A 20,204-nucleotide genomic window follows, 5' to 3' on the forward strand; every position below is an offset into this window, starting at 1 on the left:
GCGTGAGCGCCTTCGACGGCTATGTCCGCGTGCGCGGTGCGCGCGAACACAATCTGAAAAACATCGATGTCGATCTGCCGCGCAACGCGCTGGTAGTCTTCACGGGCGTTTCGGGTTCGGGCAAGTCGTCGTTGGCGTTCGGTACGCTGTACGCCGAGGCGCAGCGGCGCTACCTTGAGTCGGTGTCGCCCTATGCGCGCCGGCTGTTTCATCAGATGCCGGTGCCGGAGGTCGATTCCATCGACGGCCTGCCGCCGGCAGTGGCGTTGCAGCAGCAACGCGGCACGCCGACCACGCGCTCCTCGGTCGGCAGCGTCAGTACCTTGTCCAACTCTTTGCGCATGCTGTACTCGCGCGCCGGCGATTATCCCGACGGCCAGGAGTTGCTATACGCAGAATCGTTTTCACCGAATACGCCGCAAGGCGCCTGTCCGCAATGTCATGGCCTGGGCCGAGTGTACGAGGCCACCGAACGCTCGATGGTGCCCGACGACAGTCTCACCATCCGCGAGCGCGCCGTCGCCGCCTGGCCCACCGCCTGGCACGGCCAGAACCTGCGCGACATCCTGGTCACGCTGGGCTACGACGTCGATACGCCGTGGCGCGACCTGCCGAAGAAAACCCGCGACTGGATTCTGTTCACCGACGAACAGCCCACCGTGCCGGTCTACGCCGGCCTGACGCCGGCCGAAACGCGCCGCGCGCTCAAGCGCAAGGAGACGCCGAGCTATCAGGGCACTTTCACCGGTGCGCGCAAATACGTGCTGCAAACCTTCGCCGGCACCGAAAGCCAGTTGATGAAGAAGCGCGTGGCGCAGTATCTGGTCAGCATGGCTTGCCCGCTGTGCGAAGGCAAGCGCCTGCGCAGGGAAGCGTTGTCGATTACTTTCGCCGGTCATGACATCACCGGGATCAGCCGCCTGTCGCTGCGCCAACTGGCAGAGTTGATGGAGCCGTATGCGCAAGGCAAAGCGCCGGGCCGCAAGCGCGGCAAGGCGCATCCGGAAAAGCTGATGGTCACCCAACGCATCTGCGCCGACCTGCTGGCGCGGCTCGGCGTGCTGCTGGATCTCGGCTTGGGCTACCTTAATTTGGAGCGCGGCACGCCGACCTTGTCGCCGGGCGAGTTGCAGCGCCTGCGGCTGGCGACGCAGGTGCGTTCCAGCCTGTTCGGCGTGGTGTATGTGCTCGATGAACCGTCGGCCGGCCTGCATCCGGCCGATACCGAAGCGTTGCTGCGCGCGCTGGATCGCTTGAAGGCGGCCGGCAATTCTCTGTTCGTGGTCGAGCATGCGCTGGATGTGATCCGCCATGCCGACTGGATCGTCGATGTCGGTCCGAAAGCCGGCCAGCATGGCGGCCAGGTGCTGTACAGCGGCGTGCCGCAAGGCTTGCAGGCCGTCGCCGAATCGCGCACCGCGCATTACCTGTTCGGCGCGGCACAGAGGGCGGCGCGAACGCCACGCACGCCGCAGGGCTGGCTCAAGTTGCGTGGCGTGGTGCGCAATAATCTGCACAAGCTGGACGCCGATTTTCCGCTAGGCGTGCTGACCAGCGTGAGCGGCGTGTCCGGCTCGGGCAAGTCCAGCCTGGTGAGTCAGGCGCTGATCCAACTGGTGCAGGCGCAGCTTGGGCAAACCGTCGCAACGGAACCGGCCGACAGTACTGAAGAATTGCTGGAGCAGGACGACAACAGCGAACTGCAAGGCCACATCGTCAGCGGCATGGACGGTTTTCGGCGGCTGGTGCAGGTGGACCAGAAGCCGATAGGCCGCACACCGCGCTCCAACCTCGCCACCTACACCGGCCTGTTCGACCATGTGCGCAAATTGTTCGCCGCCACGCGCGCTGCCAAGGCGCGGCATTTCGACGCCGGACGGTTCTCGTTCAACGTCGCCAAGGGCCGCTGCCCGCATTGTTCGGGCGAAGGCTTCGTGATGGTGGAATTGTTGTTCCTGCCCAGCGTGTACGCGCCGTGCCCGGAATGCGAGGGCGCGCGCTACAACCCGCAAACGCTGGCCATCCGCTACCGCGAGCACAATATCGCGCAGGTGCTGGCCTTGACGGTGGATGCGGCGTGGGAGTTCTTCGAAGATGTGCCGCCGCTGCGCCATGCGCTGGACGTGCTGCGCGCGGTGGGCCTAGGTTATCTGCGGCTTGGCCAGCCGGCCACCGAGTTGTCCGGCGGCGAGGCGCAGCGCATCAAGCTGGCGACCGAGCTGCAACGCGCCAGCAAGGGCGACACGCTGTACGTGCTCGATGAGCCGACCACCGGCCTGCATCCGTCCGATATCGATTTGCTGCTGCTTCAGCTGCACACGCTGGTCGATGCCGGCAATACGGTGATCGTGGTCGAACACAACGTGCAGGTGCTGGCGGACAGCGATTGGATGATGGATGTCGGCCCAGGAGCGGGCGAGGAGGGTGGCCGTATTGTCGCCAGCGGTCCGCCAGCGGAAGTGGCGGAGCAGCCGGCCAGCCGCACCGCGCCTTACCTGCGCGCGGTGCTGGCAGCGTAATTACTTGGTTTCGACGAAGGCGTTGGTGGCTTTCGAGCCCCACAGCGCGTAGAACAGCACATACAGTTCGCAGGCTGCCGTCAGCAGGAAGGACAGTTGCAGGCCGATGGTATCGGCCAGCCAGCCTTGCACCACCACCAGCGCGCCGCCGGCGATCGCCATGATCAGCAGGCCGGCGCCTTCTTCGGTCATCGGGCCCAGGCCCTTGATGCCCAGCGTGAAGATGGTCGGGAACATCACCGAGTGGAACAGGCCGACCGAGATCAGCGCCCACATGGCCACGCTGCCGGTGCCCAGCGCCGCGACCAACATCACCACGAACGCGCCGATGGCGCAGAAGGCCAGCACGCGTTCGGCGGTGGTCTTGTTCATGGCCCAGGCGCCGATGAAGCGGCCGACCAGCATGCCGCCCCACAGCAGGAACAGGTAGTGCGCGCCTTGCTCGTGGCTGAGGCCACCGATTTCCGGTTGCGCGGTGAAGTTGATGAACAGGTTGGCTACGCCGATTTCAGCGATCAGGTAGATGAAGATGGCAGGAATGCCGAACACCAGGTTGCGGTGCTTCCACAGCGACAGCTTCTGGCGCTCGGCGTCCGAGACGCGGGTGGTGGCGCCGTGGTGCATCTTCGGCATCGGGAAGCGGGAGATGACCAGCGCCAGGATCACCAGCACGCCGGCCACGATCAGGTAGGGTAGCTGCACGGCCTGGGCGTCGGCCAGTTTCTCGGCCTGGGTCAGCACGTGGCCCGCTTCGGCGGTGCCGGAGGCCGAACGGCCCAGGATCAGGTAGGCGCCGAACAGCGGTGCCAGCGTTGCGCCCAGCGAGTTGAAGGCCTGCACCAGGTTCAGGCGCGAGGACGCGGTTTCCGGTGAGCCGAGTACCGCGACATACGGATTGGCCGAGACCTGCAGCAGCGTGATGCCGCAGGCGATGACGAACAGCGCGCACAGCGTGACGCCGTAGGACGGCAGGCGCGCGGCCGGAATCATCAAGAGGGCGCCGACCGCCATCATGCCGAGGCCGAACACCATCGATTTCTGGTAGCCGATGCGTTCGATCAGGCGGGCGGACGGAATCGAGGCGAAGAAGTAGGCAATAAACCACACCGATTCGATCAGCGTGGTCTGGGTGTAGTTCAGGTCGAACACGCTGCGCAGGTGCGGCAGCAGTGTATTGTTGATAACGGTGATGAAGCCCCAGGTGAAGAACAGGCTGGTGAGCAGCGACAGAACGGCGCGGGAACTGGCGGCGCTCGGCTGCGACAGTGTGGAACTGGAAGCGGTGGAAAGTGGAGCTGGCATGGGGGTGTCTCTAGAAGTTTTCTTAACCCGGTATCCTATCCCAGCGGTTGTATGATCTCCAATGCCAAAAACACAGGAATCAATAACATTTGCGCATAGCTGGGCCAAATTGCCGTCGGCGTCACCTTGCCATCAGGAAATCCACGAAGGTGCGTACCCGCTGCGATAGATGGCGCGCATGCGGGTACAGCAGGAAAAATGGCCGCGTGGTGCCGCCGTGCTGCGGCAGCAGTTCGACCAGTGCGCCGCTGGCCAGATCCTGTTCCACGATGAAACGGTAGGTCTGCACCAGGCCGGCGCCGGCGCGCGCCAGCGTGACGACGCCCAGCACGTCTTCGGAGCAGCTTAAGCCGCCTTGGGTCGCCAGATCAATCACCGCGCCGTCCTGCATGAACGGCCAGGGAATGCGCTTGCCGGTGCTGGGCAGGTCGAACTGGATGCACTCGTGCCTGGCCAGGTCGTCCAGCGTTTGCGGCGTGCCGGCGCGCTTCAGGTAGGCGGGGGCGGCGACGAGCACCAGTTCGGAGTCTTCCAGCTTGCGGGCGATGAGGTTGGAGTCGGCCGGCGCGCGGCCGCGTATCGCCAGGTCGTAACCTTCGTCGGCAAAGTCGATGTTGCGGTTGCTGACGTGGATGTCGATGGTGACCTCCGGATACTTGCGGCGGAACTCCCCCAGCAGCGGCAGCAATCGGTAGTGGGCGTACGGCGTGGGCGCGCTGATGCGCAGCGGGCCGGAGGGCTGGACCTGCGCGCCGGTGACCTGGCGTTCCGCCTCGGTCAGCTGGGACAGCGCCTGGCGGCATTGCTCGAAGTAGACGCGGCCGCCGTCGGTCAGGCGGATCTGGCGCGTGGTGCGCACGAACAGGCGCACGCCCAGCCGCTCCTCCAGCCGTGCCACGGAACGGCTGACGGCGGCCGGCGTCACCCCGGCGGCGGCAGCGGCGGCGGTAAAGCTGGACAGCTCGGCCGCCAGGCAGAACAGCTCTATGCTGCCCAGCAGAACATCATCGAATTGGCGTTTCATGGCGCCCTATGAATTACATGGTGTATCAATTGTCTTGTTTTTCAGGCTGTTTATCAAGGTTTAAAGCATAAGTATAGTGGCTTCACTTACCCAAACCTTGAAAGGAAACATCATGAACAAGACTGTTATTGTTACCGGCGCATCGAGCGGCATCGGCTTTGCCATCGCCGAGGCTTACCTGAAACGCGGTTACAACGTGGTCGGCAACGCCCGCACCATCGAGCGCCTGAAAGTGGCGTCGGACAAGCTGGGCAACCCGGCCAACTTCCTGCTGGTGCCGGGCGATATCTCCCAGGCCGCCACCGCCAAGGCGCTGTTCGACCGCGCGCTTGAAGCGTTCGGCAAGGTGGATATCCTGATTAACAACGCCGGCATCTTCATCGCCAAGCCGGTCACCGATTACACCGAGCAGGATCTGGACGAGCTGCTCAACACCAACCTGAAAGGCGTGTTCTTCCCGACGCAGCAAGCGGCCGCGCATATGGGCGCCAACAAGTCGGGCCACATCGTCAACATCACGGCGGCGATTGCGATGCAGCCGAACGTCAAGGTGCCGGCCTTGCTGCCGGTGCTGATCAAGGGCGGCTTGAACAACGCCACGCGTGCGCTGGCCATTGAACTGGCCGCGTCCAACGTCAAGGTCAACGCGGTGGCGCCCGGCATCATCGCCACGCCGATGCACAGCGAAGACGAAGCCACGCAATCGTTCTTCCGCACCCTGGCGCCGACCGGCACCAGCGGCGTGACCGACGACGTGGTCAACGCTGTGCTGTACCTGACCGAATCCAACTTCACCACCGGCACCATTCTGCCGGTCGATGGCGGCGGCAGCGCCGGCACCTGGTGAGTGTCGCCACGCGCGCGGTCGGTGGCCACAAAATGAAGCTGCTGTACGTGGGCGATCCCATGTGCTCGTGGTGCTATGGCTTCGGCAAGGAAATGACCGAGCTGATGGCCATGCACCCTGAGCTGGAACTGGAGATCATCGTCGGCGGCGTGCGCGCCGGCGCTACCGATGTGCTGGACCAGGCGGGCAAGGAATTCCGTCTTGGGCACTGGGCACGGGTGGAGGCCAACAGCGGCCTGTCGATCAACCGCGAAGCGCTGATGGCGCGCGAGCACTTTGTCTACGATACGGAGCCGGTGTGCCGCGCCGTGGTCACGGCGCGCAGGCTGGCGCCGCAGGCCGATCTGCTGGCCGTGTTCCGCGCGCTGCAGCATGCGTTTTACGTCGATGGGCTCGACACCACGACTGGCCGCGTGCTGGCCGGTGTGGTGGGCGCGCAGTTGCGGCTGGATGTGGATGCCGTGTTGCGCGTCTGGGAAGACAACGCGACCGTGGCCGAAACCAAGGCCGACTTCGCCCGCTCCCGCAGCCTGGGCGTGCGCAGCTTCCCGGCCTTGCTGCTCGATACCGACAAGGGCATCGTGGAAGTCAGCGGCGGCTATGCGCATGTGGCGCAGCTGGAACATCAATTGCAGAACGCAATGGCGCGCTGATTCGTTGTGGAAAGGCCGCCATTGGCGGCCGATCCTTCTTCCCGACCTTCCATTCCTCCAAAGCAGCATTTCGTCTTAAAAATATGACACGCTTCTCCTGGCCTTCTACACTTGCCCTTCGGTTCAATCAGCTCGAAGAAGAGGACTATGCGTATGAAGAGAACAGGATTTCGCGTTGCGCGGCTGATATGGGCGCTGTCCCTGTCGGGCCTGGCCGCAATGAATATCGCATGGGCGGCTGAGCCTGCGCTCGATGTCGATAAGCTGATCAGCAAAGAGGCCGATGCCTACATGCAGGCGCCTCAGACTGTCGGATTATCGATAGGCGTCATCCACAACGCCAAGGTGTATCGCCACCACGTTGGGCGGGTGAGCAAAGATTTCGCAGACAAGCCGAACGACCAAACCATCTATCCGATCGCTTCGCTGACAAAAACGTTTGCCGGATTGCTGTTGGCGCAGGCCGCAGTTGACAAGAAACTTGCGCTTGATGATGACGTGCGCAATTACCTAGGCGCCGGCTACGACAACTTGAGCTATGACGGCGAGCCGGTGCGGCTCTACCACTTGCTGAACCATCGCTCGGGCTTGCCTTTCGCGCTGTTAACCGGATCGCAGAATTCCAAAGACGAGTTCTACGCGCAGTTGCGCAATGTGAAGTTGACCAACGCTCCGGGAACACGCTTCCAATATTCAAACGCGGCGGCGCAATTGACGGGATACATTCTGGAAAATGCCTATGGCCAGAGCTTCGAGTCCCTGCTCAGGGCACGCATTGCCGTTCCTCTCGGCCTGCGCGACCTGGCGATTACGCTTTCCTCTGACCAGCAAACTCGCCTGGTGGTTGGATACGACGAGAGCGGCATCCCTCAGCCTCTCGCGACGGACCACGCTCAAGCGGCCGGCGCGCTCAAAGCGACGTTGGACGACTTGCTGGCCTATGCTCAGTTGCAGCTGGATGAAAAAGACGCGGCGGTGCGCTTGTCCCATCAACCAACCTATGTCAGCGACAATTATTCAGTGGGCTTGAATTGGCAAATGTTGACGGAGAGCGGACGGCGGGTGATCTGGCAAGACGGCGCGATTCCAGGCTTCGCCAGCCTGTTCGTGCTGCAGCCGGAAGCCGGGACGGCCGTTGTCCTGCTGTCGAATGAACTGGATAGGCAAACGCTGGGACGACTGCGTGTCCTTGCAAATGCTATCGCTCAAAATCTGGATAACGCGAGTATCGCGGTTCCATAGCATCCGTGGTCTTGGATTGAGCGACGCAGCACCCCAAGATGGCGGGGTCGTACCCCGTACGGGGTACGACCCCTGTTCGCCGCAGTGCGGGTTTTGCGATTCCCGCGAACTCAGCAGAAAAACAGAAGCGGGATCCAGTTGGGGGCTCGCCGCTTATGAACCCGCCTTCGCCTCCGCCGCGCGCTTGCGCAGCGTGGTGACTGCCGTGCCGGCCACGCCCCAGTTGTCGGTCTCCACTTCGTCGATGATGACGAAGGTGGTGGCCGGGTTTTTGTTCAGCACTTTTTGCAGCAGGTCGGTCACGCCCTGAATCAGTTCCTGCTTCTGCTCGGCGGTGGCGCCTTCATTGGTGATACGGATGTTGACGAATGGCATAGCTCTACTCCTTGGTTAAAAAATCAGTTTGCGGTTTTCATTGCGGCCGGCGTACCGTGCGCGGCGATTCCGTACACCGCCAGCAGCGCGCCGGCCAGCAGCAACACGGTCGAGATGACCATCGCCGCTTCGATGCCCGCAAGGATAGCAGCTGTGGCCGGTGTTGCCACCAGTGCGCCATACACCGCCACGCCCATGGCGCCGCCGACCTGGCGCGCTGTATTCAATACCGCCGACGCAGTGCCGGCCTGCTGCTTGTTCACCGAGGCCAGGATGGCGGTGGTCATGGCCGGCACGGCCAGGCCCATGCCGGCCGGGATCAGCGCCAGGCCCGGCAGCATGGCCCAGAAGCTGGCCGTCTCGGAAATGCCGAAGATGCCCAGCAGCGCGTAGCCGACGCCGCCGATCACGCCGCCGATGATCATCGGCTTGCGCGAGCCAACCTGCGCCTGCAGCCAGCCGCTGGCGATGTTGGCGAACAAAAAGGTTCCGGTCAGCGGCAGGAAGATCAGTCCGGCGTGCAGCACCGAAAAGCCGCGCACTTTTTGCAGGTAGAAGCTCAGCACGAAGATCACGCCGTAGTAGGCGAAGTTGACGAACACGCCGAACAGCACCGCCGGCGTGAATCCCGCTAGCTTGAACAGCTGCAACGGCAGCATCGGCGCGGCGCTGCGTTGCTCGACACGGATGAATTGCACGCCAGCCATCACCGCCACCACCAGCGCAACGATCACTGCAGGATGCGTCAGTCCCAGCGCATGGGTTTCAATCACCGCGCCGATGAAGGCGGTCAGCGCGACCACGGCCAGCAGTTGCCCCGGCAGGTCGAAGCTGCGCGTCGGGCCGCTGTGGCGCAGCGCCGGCACCACGCGCAAGGTCAGCCAGAAGCCGAGCACGCAGATCGGGATGTTGACCCAGAAGATGCTGCGCCAGCCGAACACCGACATCAGCAAGCCGCCCAGCACCGGCCCGGCCGCGATCGAGACGCCGCCCGCCGCAGTCCACCAGGCGATGGCCTTGGCCAGCATCGTGCGGTCGTGTGCATAAACGGCGTTGAGGATGGACAGAGAACTCGGCACCAGCAGCGCCGCGCCGATGCCTTGCGCCGCGCGCGCCAGGTTGAGCGCCAGCGCATCGGGCGCCACCGCGCAGGCCAGCGACGCCAGCGTAAACAGCGCAAAGCCGCCGAGGAACACGCTGCGCGAACCGAAACGGTCACCCATGGCCCCGGCCGAGAGCAGGAACACGGCAAAGCCCAGCGTGTAGGCATCCACCACCCATTGCAGCTGGCTGACGCCGGCCTGCAGTTCGCGGCCGATTTCCGGCAACGCGACGTTGACGATGGTGACGTCCAGCTGGACGATGATGAAGGCGAAGCTGCAAGCGAGCAAAATCGCAAGGGAAGGCGAGGATTTCATGATGCGCTCCGTGTATCGATATTGCCACTATAGGCCGTCTAACGCATCATTAAAAATGAATTATACTGAATGCATAATTCTTTAATTGAGAATCGACATGGAACTCTCATCGCTGCGCATCTTCAAAACCGTGGCCGAGGAGGGCGGCGTGACGCAGGCCGCCGCGCGGCTCAACCGCGTGCAATCCAACGTCTCCGCCCGGCTGACCCAGCTGGAGGAGTCGCTCGGCGTGGCGTTGTTCCACCGCTCCGGCCGGCGCCTGCTGATCACCGAGGAGGGCGCGCGCCTGCTGGCCTACACCGAGCGCTTGCTGCAACTGGCCGATGAAGCGCAGGAAGCCATGCGCGGCGACCGCCAGCCGTCCGGCCAGCTCAGGATCGGTTCCATGGAAACCACCGCCGCCGCGCGCCTGCCGCAGGTGCTGGGGCAGTTCCACCGCCAGTATCCGCAGGTCGACCTCATCCTCGACACCGGCCCCACCGATTACCTGGTGCAGGCCGTGCTCAACCACCGGGTCGACATGGCGCTGGTGGCCGCGCCCATCGAGCGGCCCGAGCTGATGCAACTACCGGTGTTTGACGAGGAGCTGGTGCTGCTGACCGATAGCCTGCACGGCCCGGTGAAGTCGCCGGCCGACGTGGCGAGCCGAACGTTGCTGGGCTTTCGCAGCGGTTGCTCCTACCGGCGCCGGCTGGAGCGCTGGTTCGCCGAAGGCGGCGTGTCGCCGGCGCGCGTCGCCGAATTCGGTACGTTCGAAGCGATTATCGGCTGCGTGGCGGCGGGAATGGGGGTGGCGATGATGCCGAGGGAAGTACTGAAACAGCGGTCGCTGGCCAAGACGGTCCGCGTGCACGCGCTGGCGCCCGCGGTCGCGCACGTGCAAACCATGCTGGTGTGGCGTCGGGACATCGTGCAGCACGCGGCGCGCGATGCCTTTGCCGCCACATTTGGCGCGCTGCAGGCGCCGTAGCGTCAGGCCAAGGCCAACCGCCGCAACCTGATGGATGCGGCGGTGGCTTGGCGGATTAGCGGGTGGTTGGTGGTGGTGGCGTTTCAGTGTTGTTTGGCGGCGTAGTCGCCGGGGCCGGCGCGTTCGGATCGGTCGGCGGCGTCGTGGCTGGAGCTGGCATAGGCGCCGGAGTGGTCGCAGGCGCAGGCGCGGCTTCAGGCACTGGCGGCGGGGTGTCCGCGTTTTTCTTCTGGCAGCCGCTGATAACGGCAACCGTGGCGATCAAAGCAATACCGAGCTTACCCGTCAGATGTAACGATTTCATGGTGGATCCTCCTGAGAAGTGGACGAATCCCATCGTAGCCATTCCCTCAGCGGTGCCGTATCGGCGAGCTTGCAGTGCGTTTGTAGGACTACTGCCCGTCGAAACGCAACAGTAGGCAGGTAGAATGGCAGCTTTGATTTGATTCGGAGGGTTTCATGCATCGTTACATCGCAGCAGTGCTGCTGGCTTTTACCGTGCTGGACTGCAGTGCCAGTGAATCCGCCACCGGCAGTTTCACCGCCACCAAAAGCTGCGAGGCGTTTTCCTCCTTCGCCAAGCGCACCAATCCGGGCGAGGCCAAGATTGTTGCCGGCACGGCCTACACGGTGCGCGAAATCAACAAGACCGATTACGACTGGGTGCGCGTGGAAGTGCCCGGCGCCCAGCCGTCGCTACGCTGGGTACAGCGCGAGTGCGGCACGCCGGCGCTCGACGACAAGCAGGCCAGCCGCCCGGACGAAGGCGTCAGCGGCGCAGTCTGCAGCGCACCCAATCAACAGGACAGCTACGTGCTGGCCATCACCTGGCAGCCGGGCTTTTGCGAGCACGCCAAATACAACGGCAAAAAGCCGGAATGCGACGCCATGAACAGCGGCGCGCTGGAGGCGAAAAACCTGAGCCTGCACGGCCTGTGGCCGAACAAAAAAGAATGCGGCACGCAATACGGCAGCTGCAGCGGCAAGCCCTTCGCGCTGAGCAAGGAGACCATCGACAAGGTGGCGCCGTGGATGCCGAATTTCTTCTTCGAGCGCACCTTCGGCGCCTATGAATGGAACAAGCACGGCAAGTGCCAGGCCTTGCCGCCGGATGAGTATTTCATCAAGGCCGTTTCGGCGGTGAAGGTGGTGAACGATTCGGAAGTGGGCAAGATCGTGCTGGGCAATGCCGGCAAGAGCTTCAAGGTGAACGATTTCTTCGAGCGCGTCGCAGCGCGCCATGGCGAGAAGGCCGCCAACGCCATCACGCTGGTGTGCATCCAGCGCAAATATTTGCAGGAGATCCGCGTGTCGCTGGCGCTGGACTTCAGCACCGAGCGCGACCTGCCGCAGATGGTCAGCAACGCGCGCCCGGCGGGGACACGCGCCATCGGCTGCGCCGACGAAGTGTACGTCGAGGCAGCCGGCAAGGATTAAGCAACCCGTCGTTCCCGCGCAAGCGGGAACCCATGCCGCGCCGGCAAGCACGCGGCCTATGGATGCCCGCCTGCGCGGGAATGACGCTTACGCTGCGAAGCCGCCGTCGATCACCAGGTCGGCGCCGGTGACGAAGGCCGCTTCCGGACCGGCCAGGTAGGCCACCATCGCCGCGATTTCTTCGGCTTTGCCGTGGCGTTTCAGCGCCATCAAGCCATGCAGACCGGTGGCGAAATCGCTGTCGGCCGGGTTCATGTCGGTATCGACCGGGCCAGGCGCCACGTTATTGACGGTGATCTTGCGGCTGCCCAGATCGCGCGCCATGCCTTTCACCAGGCCGGTCAGGGCCGATTTGCTCATCGCGTAGGCGGCGCCGCCTTCGAACGGCATGCGCTGCGCGTTGGTGCTGCCGATGTTGATGATGCGGCCGCCGTCCTTCATGTGCTTGGCTGCTGCCTGCGAGGCCACGAACACGGCGCGCACGTTGACGGCCACGGTTTTGTCGAAGTCTTCCAGCGAGAAGCTGTCGGTTGGACCGAGCAGCAGCACGCCGGCGCTGTTGACCAGGATGTCCAGGCGGCCGAAGCGTTCAGCCACGCTGTCGATGGCTTTGGTCAGGGCTGCGGCGTCGGTGGCGTCGGCCTTCAGGGCGATCGCTTCGCCACCGGCGGCTTTGATTTCTTCCACCAGCGCTTCAGCCGCGATGGCCGAGGCGGCGTAGCCGATGGCGACTTTGGCGCCTTCGCTGGCCAGGCGGCGAGCCGTTGCAGCGCCGATGCCGCGCGAACCACCGTTGATGAAAGCGACTTGACCGTTGAGTTTCGTGTTCATGATTTGTTTCCTTTCGGGTTGGTTGATGAACACAGTATGGTCTCGCCAACTTGATCGCGGTAGTCATGAAAATGCGTGAACAGTTTCAACCATTGGTATAAGATAGCGCTATGCTCACCGAACTCAGCAGCTATCTCGACGCCTTCATCGCCGCCGCCGACGAGGGCAGCTTCTCTGCGGCCGCCCGCCGCCTGGGGCTGACGCCGGCCGCCGTCAGCAAAAGCGTCAACCGGCTGGAAGTGCGGCTGGGCGTGCGCCTGTTCCAGCGCAGCACCCGCAGCCTGGCGCTGACCACCGACGGCGAACGCCTGTACGGCCAGGTGCGGCTGCCGTGGAGCGAGATCGGCGACGCGCTGACGGACCTGAGCCAGGGCGCCGGCAAGCCGGCCGGCACGCTGAAGGTGTCGCTGGCCTACACCGTGGGCCGCCAGTATTTCGTGCCGCTGCTGGAGGAATTCTCGCGCCGCTATCCGGACGTGGTGCCCGACCTGTATTTCGATAATCGCCAGGTGGACCTGATCGCGGACGGCTTCGACGTCGGCATCGGCGGCGGCATCGAGCTGACCGACGCCCTGATCGCGCGCGAACTGGCGCGGGTCGACATCGTGCTGGCGGCGTCGCCGGCCTACCTGAAAGCGCATGCCGTGCCGGAATCGCCGGCGGACCTGACGCGCCATCGCGGCCTGCTGCGCCGCTCCCTGAGCAGTGGGCGGCTGGTGCCGTGGACCTTGAAGCACCGCTCCGGCAAGGAAGTGGTGGCCAGCGTGCGTCCGGTGGCGGTGCTGGACGACCCGGAAGCCATCGCCCGCGCGGCCGCCTGCGGCATGGGCATCGCCATGCTGCCGCTGCCGCACGCCTTGCCGCTGCTCGACAGCGGAGAGCTGGTGCGCGTGCTGCCGGACTGGCATGCGGAGACGCGGCCGCTTTCGATATATTATTCCAGCCGCAAGCTGGTGCCGGCCAAGGTGCGGGTATTTGTTGACTACATGGTAGAGCAGTTCCGCGCCAGCGGCCACGCCGCGCGCTTCCGCCAACATTAAAGGAGATGGTTCGATGAAGTTCAAAGCAGGACTTGCAGCGCTGCTGCTGGCCGGCCAGGCGTTTGCCGGCGTGGCGATCAATCCCGACAACGCGCAGTTGCAGTACACGGGAAGGATAGACTTCGCCGACCGCGCGCGGCCGGTGCTGTCATGGCCGGGTACCAGCATCGAAGGGAACTTCAGCGGCGCCAGCCTGGCTGTCAAACTGGAGGACCAGCGCGGCAAAAACTTCTTCAACGTCTTTATCGACGGCGACCTGGCCAGGCCGGTGATCATCGAAGCGGTCCAAGGCAGCAAAACCTATGCGGTGGCCGACGGCCTGAAGCCGGGTGCGCACCGCTTCCTCATCACCAAGCGCACCGAGGGCGAGGAGGGCGGCACCGTGTTCCAGGGCCTGGAGCTGGACGACGGCGGCAAGCTGCTGCCGCCACCGCCGCGCAAGCAGCGCCGCATCGAATTCTTCGGCGACTCCATCACCAGCGGCATGGGTAACGAGGCGCCGGACGCTGGCCCGGACCATCTGCTCAAGGAAAAGAACAACTTCATGTCCTACGCCCCGATCACGGCGCGCGCCTTGGATGCGGAGGCGCATATCACCTCGCAGAGCGGCATCGGCGTGATGATCAGCTGGTTCCCCTTCACCATGCCGGATTTCTACGACCAGTTGAGCGCCGTCGGCAACAACAACAGCCAGTGGGACTTCACGTCGTGGACACCGGACGTGGTGGTGGTGAACCTGTTCCAGAACGACAGCTGGCTGATCGACCGCGAAAAGCGCCTGTCGCCGATGCCGGATGATGCGCAACGTGTGCAGGCCTATCGCACACTGGTGCAGAAGATCCGCGCCCTGTACCCGCGCGCCTACATCGTTTGCGCCTTGGGCAGCATGGATGCGGTGCGCCAGGGCTCCAAGTGGCCGGGCTACGTGCGCACGGCGGTGGACCAGATGCGCAACGGCGGCGACCAGCGCATCGACACCATCATCTTCCCGTGGAACGGCTTCGGCGGCCACCCACGCGTCAAGCAGCACCAGGCCAATGCGGCGCTGCTGACGGCTTTCATTCGTCAGAAGACAGGCTGGTAAAGTGCTGCCCCGCGCGCGACAGCTGATGACGGCGGATCAGTTGGCGGCACAATTGGCCACGCTGTGCGCCGGCGGTATGCCGGCCGGCGTGTGCCTGCTGGAGGCGGGCTACGGCCTGCGCGCGCAATTCGAACAGGCGCACATACCCGGCGCCGCCTACCTCGACACCGACGACATCGAGCACGCGCCGCGCTGGCTCAAGGCGCCGGACCACGAACTGCTGGCGGTGCTGCTGTCCCACGGCATCCGCCACGACACCACCGTCATTCTCTATGGCCGCAACAACCTGGCCGCCGCGCGCGCGGCGCAGCTCATGCTGTACATGGGCGTGGAGGACGTACGCCTGCTCGACGGCGGCTTCGACGCCTGGCTGCGCGCCGGCCATGCTTGCGCATCCCGTGTGTCCGGCGTTTCCAGCGTGCCGGGCACCTCCGACGCATCCGGCGCCAGTCGTGCGCCGACGCCCGCGCCAATGCCGGCGCCGGCGGCCGATTTCGGCCGTGCCGTGCCCGCGCATCCTGAGTACATCATCGACACCGCGCAAGCCCGCGCGTTTCTGGTGCAGGCCGATGGCGCGCTGGCCAGCATCCGCAGCGAAGCCGAACACCTCGGCAAAATCTCCGGTTACAGCTACATCTCTCAGCGCGGCGACATCGCCGGCGCGCGCTGGGTGGCTGCCGGCGAAGACGGCGACATCAACAGCATGAGCGCCTACCAACTGCCGGACGGCACGATGAAGCCGGCCGAAGAAATCGAACAGCTGTGGCAAAACGCCGGCATCACGCGCGAGCGGCAGGTGGCGTTCTACTGCGGCACCGGCTGGCGTGCCTCTATGGCCTTTTTCTACGCCTACCTCATGGGTTGGCCGCGCATCAGCGTCTACGACGGCGGCTGGTGCGAATGGGCAGCAGGCGGCGAGGCATAGCGATTATGCTGATTTCGTCACGCTTTTAGCGGCCCGCAAGCAAGACGAAGGCCGCCCTTCGGACGTACATTATTGCCTGGTCACTCACCGTGAGGGGATGTATGCAACGCCGATTGATATTGCAGGGCGCCGCCAGCCTGGGACTGGTTTCCGGCTGGAGCGCCAACGCCACCAGCACCGCCGGCTCGGCCGCCACGGCGGTCGGCGCCACCAGCGCCATCAACGGCGTCCCTGCCACAGCGCGCCCACTGCCCATGTCCTCGGTGCGCCTGCTGCCTTCCGTCTACGCCGACGCGCTGCAAGCCAACCAAGCCTACCTGCTGCGCCTGAGTCCCGACCGCTTCCTGCACAACTACCATCGCTTCGCTGGCCTGCCGGTCAAGGGCGCAATCTACGGCGGCTGGGAATCCGACACCATCGCCGGCGAAGCACTTGGCCACTACCTGTCCGCGCTGGCGCTGATGCACGCGCAAACCGGTAACGCCGCGCTGAAACCGCGCATCGACTACATCGTGGCCGAACTGGCGCGCGTGCAGCAGGCGCAGGGCGACGGCTACATCGCCGGCTTCATGCGCAAGCGCAAAGACGGCAAAATCGTCGACGGCAAGGAGATCTTCCCCGAAATCATGCGCGGCGAAATCCGCTCGGCCGGCTTCGACCTGAATGGCTGCTGGGTGCCGCTCTACAACTGGCACAAAGTATTCGCCGGCCTGTTCGACGCCCAAACCTACGCCGGCAACGAGCAGGCGCTGCAAGTGGCGCTGGGCCTGGCCGGCTACATCGACAAGGTATTCGCCGCCCTCAACGACGAACAGGTGCAGCAGGTGCTCAACTGCGAGCATGGCGGCATCAACGAAAGCTTCGCCGAACTGTATGCGCGCACGCAGGACAAGCGCTGGCTGGCGCTGGCGCAGCGTCTTTACCACACCAAGGTGATGGCGCCGCTGACGCAAGGCCGCGACGAACTGGCCAACCTGCACTCCAACACGCAGATCCCCAAGCTGATCGGCCTCGCGCGCCTGCACGAGCTGACCGGCCGCCGCAGCGACGCCGACGCGGTGGACTTCTTCTGGAAGCGCGTCACGCGCCACCACAGCTACGTCATCGGCGGCAACGGCGACCGTGAATACTTCTCGGCGCCGGACTCCATCGCCGCCCACATCACCGAGCAAACCTGCGAAGCCTGTTGCAGCTACAACATGCTGAAGATGACGCGGCACCTGTATAGTTGGGCGCCGGACGCCGCCTACTTCGACTACTACGAGCGCACGCACCTCAACCACATCCTGGCGCACCAGAATCCGCGCACCGGCATGTTTACCTATATGACGCCGCTGATGTCCGGCGTGGCGCGCGAATACTCCAGCGAGGAGAACGACTTCTGGTGCTGCGTGCTGTCCGGCATGGAGAGCCACGCCAAGCATGGCGATTCGATTTATTGGGAAAACGGCGACATGCTGTTCGTCAACCTCTACATCCCATCGACGGTGGAATGGAAGGGTACCGGCGCGCAGCTGGAGCTGAACACGCGCTATCCCTTCGAAGGCGATATCGACCTCAAGGTGCGCCGCCTGGCCGGGCAGCGCGACTACACGCTGGCGCTGCGCATCCCGGCATGGGCCGCCAGCCACAAGCTGCTGGTCAACGGCAAGCCGCATAAGGCTAGCCGGGACAAGGGTTACGCATTGATCCGCCGCCGCTGGAAGGCCGGCGACACAGTGCGCCTGTCGCTGCCGCTGGACCTGCGCATGGAATCGGCCGCCGGCAATGACCGCGTGGTGGCGCTGCTGCGCGGGCCGATGGTGCTGGCCGCCGACCTTGGCGCGGCCGACAAACCATTCAGCGGCCTGGCGCCGGCGCTGGTCGGCGCGAATATTCTAGGTTCATTCAAGGAGTCGGACAAGATCAAGGCGGTGTACCGCAGCGTGGGCAGCGGCCGGCCGGGCGACATGAAGTTCACGCCGTTTTTTTCTCAGTACGAGCGGCGCGCGGCGGTGTACTTCAACGCCTACAGCGAACCGGAATGGGCGGCCTCGGAAGTGGCCTTCCGCAAGGAGGAAGCGCGGCTCAAGGATCTGGCCGACCGCTCGGTGGACGTGATGCACCTGGGTGAAATGCAGCCGGAGCGCGACCACGACCTGCAATCGGAGATTTCCTATCCGGTTTCCTACCGTGGCCGCAACGGCCGCGATGCCCGCACCGGCGGCTTCTTCAGCTTCCGCATGAAGTGCGGCGACGGCCCGCTGGTGCTGCAGGCCAGCTATTGGGGCGAGGAGCGCAACCGCGATTTCCACATCAGCGTTGACGGCGAGCGTATTGCCCGCGTCAAGCTTGACGGCGCCGATCCGGGCGTCTTCATCGACCGAGAGTACCCGGTGCCGGAGCGCCTCACCAGCGGCAAGGCCAGCGTGGTGGTGTGCTTCGATCCGGAGCCCGGCCACACGGCGGGGCCGGTGTTCGGCGTGCGGCTGTTCACGCAGCGCGCCTCGTCCACCATCACTTCTTCTTAGCGGGATACTGCGACTGGGTTTTGGCTACGGCGCGGGTGTCGTTGGCTTGCGCCAGCGCGGCCGCGCAGTCCACCGGCTCCACCTTGCCCGGATTGATCAGCGGGATAATCGCGGCCAGGGGATTGACGATGGTCGCCAACGCCACGGCGGCGCCGGCCTTGAGCGCCAGCGGGCCTTTCTGTGGGCCGACATCCGGATTGGTGAAGGTGCCCTTGGCGTACAGCGGCGTGCGCAGCGAGATAATGCGCACACCCTTGGTTTGCGGACGCACGTCCAGGTCCAGCGTTTCCTTGGCCAGATCCACATTGCCGCTGACGTTGATGACGGCTTCCTGCGTGTCCACCACGAAGCGGCGCGTCTGCGCCTTGCCGTTCTCCACCACGAAGTCGCCGGCCAGGCAGTTCAACTGAATCTGCTTGTCGCCGAACAGTTTGACGAACACCAGGTTGGCGATATTCAGGCCTGCCGCTTCCAGAATGAATTTGCTGACCGAGCCTTCGCTCACCGTCGCACCGAGTTCGCCGCTGGACGTGGCCAGCATGGTGGAGACGGAATTACCCTTGCCGGCGAGTGCCGCATCGGCGCTGACTTCACCCACGCTGGCCTGCATCGATTCCAGTTTGGGGAACAGCTGGCGGATCTTCAGGTGGCGCGCGGCCATGCGGATCTGCGCGTCGATCTGCTTTTGACGGCCATCGAGCTTGATGCTGGAGGTGATGTCGCCGCCGGCCATGCCGAAGTTGAGTGGCGTCAGCGTCAGCACCTTGTTGTTCATCTTGATGTGGGCTTCGATATCGGTAAGCGGAATATCGTGGGTGCGGACCAGTTTCTTGCCGGTGAATTTGACGTCGGCGTCCAACGCATCCCATTTGGCGGTGTTGAACTGTTCGACCGGCAGTGCCTTGTCGGCCGGCTGGTTCTGCGCCTTGCCGCGTTTGGATTTGTCGGCGTTGCTCTCGGCGCCGATGGTCGGACCCAGATCTTCCAGCCGCAGCTGGCGCGAAGTGACGGCGCCGGTCAGCAGCGGACGCGGTTTGCGCGGGGCGTAGGCCAGCGTGCCTTCCAGGTCGCTGCCGCCGACGGTGCCGGTGAAATTCTTGTAGGTCCAGTTCCACACCGGGCCGGTCTTCTTGCCGATCAGGCGGCCGGTGGTGGCGTAGGGCGGCGTTTCCGGCAGCAGCACGCCGGTCAGCGGATACAGGTCGGCCATGCTGGCGCCGCCCAGCGACAGTTTCAGATCGAGGCCGGCGGGCGAGCGTGGATCGGTCAGCGTGCCTTCGATGGCGATCTTGTTCTTGCCCAGGTTGGCGGCGGCTTGCACCGGGAAAGTGGTGTGCTCGTCGCGCAGGGCCAGCACCTTGCCCACCTTGCCGCCGCCGGTGACGGGGGCGTTGCGGTAGCTGCCGCTCAAGTCGAAGCGCAGGCCGTACTTCTGCGCGTCCGCGCCTTCGTTGATGCCGGTGGCCTTGGCGCGCAGATCGAGTTTGATGGCGTCGTCGAGGTAGCGCAGGTCGCCTTCACCGAGCGTCAGGCGCTGGATGTCGACTTCCCATTCGGACGGGCCGTTGTCCTTGAAGGTCCAGGTGTTGCTGCCGTCGGCGCGGCGCTGCGCGGCCACGGTGAGCTTGTCGACCGCGAGGTCGGTGATCGCCACTTCCTTGTGCAGCAGCGGCAGCGGGTGCAGGGCGACTTCGATGCTGCCGACGTTCGCCAGGCGCGGGCCGCTGGTGGTCCACGTCGGGTTGGCGATGCTGACGTCGGCGGCGTTGATGCGCGGGTGCGGTATGTAGCGGCGCCAGCCGGCTTCCGTGCTGTCCTGTTCCCAGCGCACGCGCAGGTCGCCGTTGATGGCGAACTCGCGGCCGATGGTTTCGGAGACGCGGTGGTTGATCCAGGGCCGTGCGCGATTCCAGTCGAAGGTCAGGATGAAGATGACGATCGCCGTCAGCACCAGCAGCAGCGTGGCGAGCAGGCCAAGAACGATTTTGAGTGGGCGCGATTTTTTCATGCTAGCCATGCTACGCCTC

At 64.5% G+C, this 20,204-nt stretch carries 17 protein-coding genes; 10 read left to right on the top strand and 7 right to left on the bottom strand.

The features are described 5' to 3' along the window. Positions 1 to 2 precede the first annotated feature (2 nt). Positions 3 to 2,519: an excinuclease ABC subunit UvrA gene (locus ACXZ1M_RS24995; RefSeq protein ID WP_459050296.1), complete on the top strand. Its 2,517-nt coding sequence runs from the start codon at positions 3 to 5 to the stop codon at positions 2,517 to 2,519. Here ACXZ1M_RS24995 and ACXZ1M_RS25000 read toward each other — a convergent pair whose 3' ends face one another. Both ACXZ1M_RS25000 and ACXZ1M_RS25005 read right to left on the bottom strand, forming a co-directional pair. After that, positions 2,520 to 3,821 carry a sugar MFS transporter gene (locus ACXZ1M_RS25000; RefSeq protein ID WP_459050297.1) on the bottom strand — a complete coding sequence of 434 codons (1,302 nt, stop codon included), beginning with the start codon at positions 3,819 to 3,821 and terminating at the stop codon, positions 2,520 to 2,522. Positions 3,822 to 3,942: 121 nt separating this feature from the next. After that, entirely contained in the window at positions 3,943 to 4,845 is a 903-nt protein-coding gene (locus tag ACXZ1M_RS25005) for a substrate binding domain-containing protein (protein WP_459050298.1), read from the bottom strand. A gap of 112 nt (positions 4,846 to 4,957) precedes the next feature. Here ACXZ1M_RS25005 and ACXZ1M_RS25010 point away from each other — a divergent pair, with 112 nt between their 5' ends. The 3 genes from ACXZ1M_RS25010 (at position 4,958) to ACXZ1M_RS25020 (ending at position 7,587) form a co-directional block, all read left to right on the top strand. Next, positions 4,958 to 5,692: an SDR family NAD(P)-dependent oxidoreductase gene (locus ACXZ1M_RS25010; protein WP_459050299.1), complete on the top strand. Its 735-nt coding sequence runs from the start codon at positions 4,958 to 4,960 to the stop codon at positions 5,690 to 5,692. A 32-nt stretch (positions 5,693 to 5,724) separates the two neighbouring features. Further along, positions 5,725 to 6,345, top strand: coding sequence for a DsbA family protein (locus tag ACXZ1M_RS25015; RefSeq protein ID WP_459050300.1), 621 nt, complete (start codon positions 5,725 to 5,727; stop codon positions 6,343 to 6,345). 147 nt (positions 6,346 to 6,492) lie between these two features. Beyond that, positions 6,493 to 7,587 (top strand): serine hydrolase domain-containing protein, encoded by a 1,095-nt coding sequence (locus ACXZ1M_RS25020; RefSeq protein ID WP_459050301.1) that lies wholly within the window; start codon positions 6,493 to 6,495, stop codon positions 7,585 to 7,587. A gap of 153 nt (positions 7,588 to 7,740) precedes the next feature. Here ACXZ1M_RS25020 and ACXZ1M_RS25025 read toward each other — a convergent pair whose 3' ends face one another. Both ACXZ1M_RS25025 and ACXZ1M_RS25030 read right to left on the bottom strand, forming a co-directional pair. Further along, positions 7,741 to 7,962 carry a 2-hydroxymuconate tautomerase family protein gene (locus ACXZ1M_RS25025; RefSeq protein ID WP_373991755.1) on the bottom strand — a complete coding sequence of 74 codons (222 nt, stop codon included), beginning with the start codon at positions 7,960 to 7,962 and terminating at the stop codon, positions 7,741 to 7,743. 23 nt (positions 7,963 to 7,985) lie between these two features. After that, positions 7,986 to 9,380: an MFS transporter gene (locus ACXZ1M_RS25030; RefSeq protein WP_459050302.1), complete on the bottom strand. Its 1,395-nt coding sequence runs from the start codon at positions 9,378 to 9,380 to the stop codon at positions 7,986 to 7,988. Positions 9,381 to 9,477: 97 nt separating this feature from the next. On the opposite strand from ACXZ1M_RS25030, the gene ACXZ1M_RS25035 reads away from it, so the two are divergent. Then, positions 9,478 to 10,350: a LysR family transcriptional regulator gene (locus ACXZ1M_RS25035; RefSeq protein WP_459050303.1), complete on the top strand. Its 873-nt coding sequence runs from the start codon at positions 9,478 to 9,480 to the stop codon at positions 10,348 to 10,350. Between the two features lie 55 nt (positions 10,351 to 10,405). Here ACXZ1M_RS25035 and ACXZ1M_RS25040 read toward each other — a convergent pair whose 3' ends face one another. Next, complete coding sequence (locus tag ACXZ1M_RS25040) at positions 10,406 to 10,654, bottom strand: hypothetical protein (RefSeq protein WP_459050304.1); 249 nt, start codon at positions 10,652 to 10,654, stop codon at positions 10,406 to 10,408. 155 nt (positions 10,655 to 10,809) lie between these two features. Here ACXZ1M_RS25040 and ACXZ1M_RS25045 point away from each other — a divergent pair, with 155 nt between their 5' ends. Then, entirely contained in the window at positions 10,810 to 11,787 is a 978-nt protein-coding gene (locus tag ACXZ1M_RS25045; RefSeq protein WP_459050305.1) for a ribonuclease T2 family protein, read from the top strand. Between the two features lie 87 nt (positions 11,788 to 11,874). Here the strand turns inward: ACXZ1M_RS25045 and ACXZ1M_RS25050 are convergent, their stop codons facing one another. After that, positions 11,875 to 12,618: an SDR family oxidoreductase gene (locus ACXZ1M_RS25050; RefSeq protein ID WP_459050306.1), complete on the bottom strand. Its 744-nt coding sequence runs from the start codon at positions 12,616 to 12,618 to the stop codon at positions 11,875 to 11,877. Positions 12,619 to 12,728: 110 nt separating this feature from the next. On the opposite strand from ACXZ1M_RS25050, the gene ACXZ1M_RS25055 reads away from it, so the two are divergent. The 4 genes from ACXZ1M_RS25055 (at position 12,729) to ACXZ1M_RS25070 (ending at position 18,177) form a co-directional block, all read left to right on the top strand. Beyond that, positions 12,729 to 13,658 carry a LysR family transcriptional regulator gene (locus ACXZ1M_RS25055; protein WP_459050307.1) on the top strand — a complete coding sequence of 310 codons (930 nt, stop codon included), beginning with the start codon at positions 12,729 to 12,731 and terminating at the stop codon, positions 13,656 to 13,658. A 13-nt stretch (positions 13,659 to 13,671) separates the two neighbouring features. Continuing rightward, complete coding sequence (locus ACXZ1M_RS25060; protein WP_459050308.1) at positions 13,672 to 14,742, top strand: SGNH/GDSL hydrolase family protein; 1,071 nt, start codon at positions 13,672 to 13,674, stop codon at positions 14,740 to 14,742. Position 14,743: 1 nt separating this feature from the next. Beyond that, positions 14,744 to 15,667 carry a sulfurtransferase gene (locus ACXZ1M_RS25065; RefSeq protein ID WP_459050309.1) on the top strand — a complete coding sequence of 308 codons (924 nt, stop codon included), beginning with the start codon at positions 14,744 to 14,746 and terminating at the stop codon, positions 15,665 to 15,667. 101 nt (positions 15,668 to 15,768) lie between these two features. Beyond that, positions 15,769 to 18,177: a beta-L-arabinofuranosidase domain-containing protein gene (locus tag ACXZ1M_RS25070; protein WP_459050310.1), complete on the top strand. Its 2,409-nt coding sequence runs from the start codon at positions 15,769 to 15,771 to the stop codon at positions 18,175 to 18,177. On the opposite strand, the gene ACXZ1M_RS25075 is transcribed toward ACXZ1M_RS25070, so the two are convergent. Then, the gene (locus ACXZ1M_RS25075; RefSeq protein ID WP_459050311.1) at positions 18,164 to 20,185 is read right to left on the bottom strand and encodes an AsmA family protein; all 2,022 of its coding nucleotides are present in this window, start codon (positions 20,183 to 20,185) and stop codon (positions 18,164 to 18,166) included. The two genes, ACXZ1M_RS25070 and ACXZ1M_RS25075, sit on opposite strands and share 14 nt — an antisense overlap. Positions 20,186 to 20,204: the final 19 nt, after the last annotated feature.

It is taken from the genome of Duganella paludis (genome assembly GCF_054461335.1).

Excerpts from the sequence above, each read along its gene's own strand:
- ACXZ1M_RS25000 (WP_459050297.1), bottom strand. The coding sequence starts at position 3,821 with ATGCCAGCTCCACTTTCCACCGCTTCCAGTTCCACACTGTCGCAGCCG.
- ACXZ1M_RS25005 (WP_459050298.1), bottom strand. The coding sequence starts at position 4,845 with ATGAAACGCCAATTCGATGATGTTCTGCTGGGCAGCATAGAGCTGTTC.
- ACXZ1M_RS25010 (WP_459050299.1), top strand. The coding sequence starts at position 4,958 with ATGAACAAGACTGTTATTGTTACCGGCGCATCGAGCGGCATCGGCTTT.
- ACXZ1M_RS25015 (WP_459050300.1), top strand. The coding sequence starts at position 5,725 with ATGAAGCTGCTGTACGTGGGCGATCCCATGTGCTCGTGGTGCTATGGC.
- ACXZ1M_RS25020 (WP_459050301.1), top strand. The coding sequence starts at position 6,493 with ATGCGTATGAAGAGAACAGGATTTCGCGTTGCGCGGCTGATATGGGCG.
- ACXZ1M_RS25025 (WP_373991755.1), bottom strand. The coding sequence starts at position 7,962 with ATGCCATTCGTCAACATCCGTATCACCAATGAAGGCGCCACCGCCGAG.
- ACXZ1M_RS25030 (WP_459050302.1), bottom strand. The coding sequence starts at position 9,380 with ATGAAATCCTCGCCTTCCCTTGCGATTTTGCTCGCTTGCAGCTTCGCC.
- ACXZ1M_RS25035 (WP_459050303.1), top strand. The coding sequence starts at position 9,478 with ATGGAACTCTCATCGCTGCGCATCTTCAAAACCGTGGCCGAGGAGGGC.
- ACXZ1M_RS25040 (WP_459050304.1), bottom strand. The coding sequence starts at position 10,654 with ATGAAATCGTTACATCTGACGGGTAAGCTCGGTATTGCTTTGATCGCC.
- ACXZ1M_RS25045 (WP_459050305.1), top strand. The coding sequence starts at position 10,810 with ATGCATCGTTACATCGCAGCAGTGCTGCTGGCTTTTACCGTGCTGGAC.
- ACXZ1M_RS25050 (WP_459050306.1), bottom strand. The coding sequence starts at position 12,618 with ATGAACACGAAACTCAACGGTCAAGTCGCTTTCATCAACGGTGGTTCG.
- ACXZ1M_RS25055 (WP_459050307.1), top strand. The coding sequence starts at position 12,729 with ATGCTCACCGAACTCAGCAGCTATCTCGACGCCTTCATCGCCGCCGCC.
- ACXZ1M_RS25060 (WP_459050308.1), top strand. The coding sequence starts at position 13,672 with ATGAAGTTCAAAGCAGGACTTGCAGCGCTGCTGCTGGCCGGCCAGGCG.
- ACXZ1M_RS25070 (WP_459050310.1), top strand. The coding sequence starts at position 15,769 with ATGCAACGCCGATTGATATTGCAGGGCGCCGCCAGCCTGGGACTGGTT.
- ACXZ1M_RS25075 (WP_459050311.1), bottom strand. The coding sequence starts at position 20,185 with ATGAAAAAATCGCGCCCACTCAAAATCGTTCTTGGCCTGCTCGCCACG.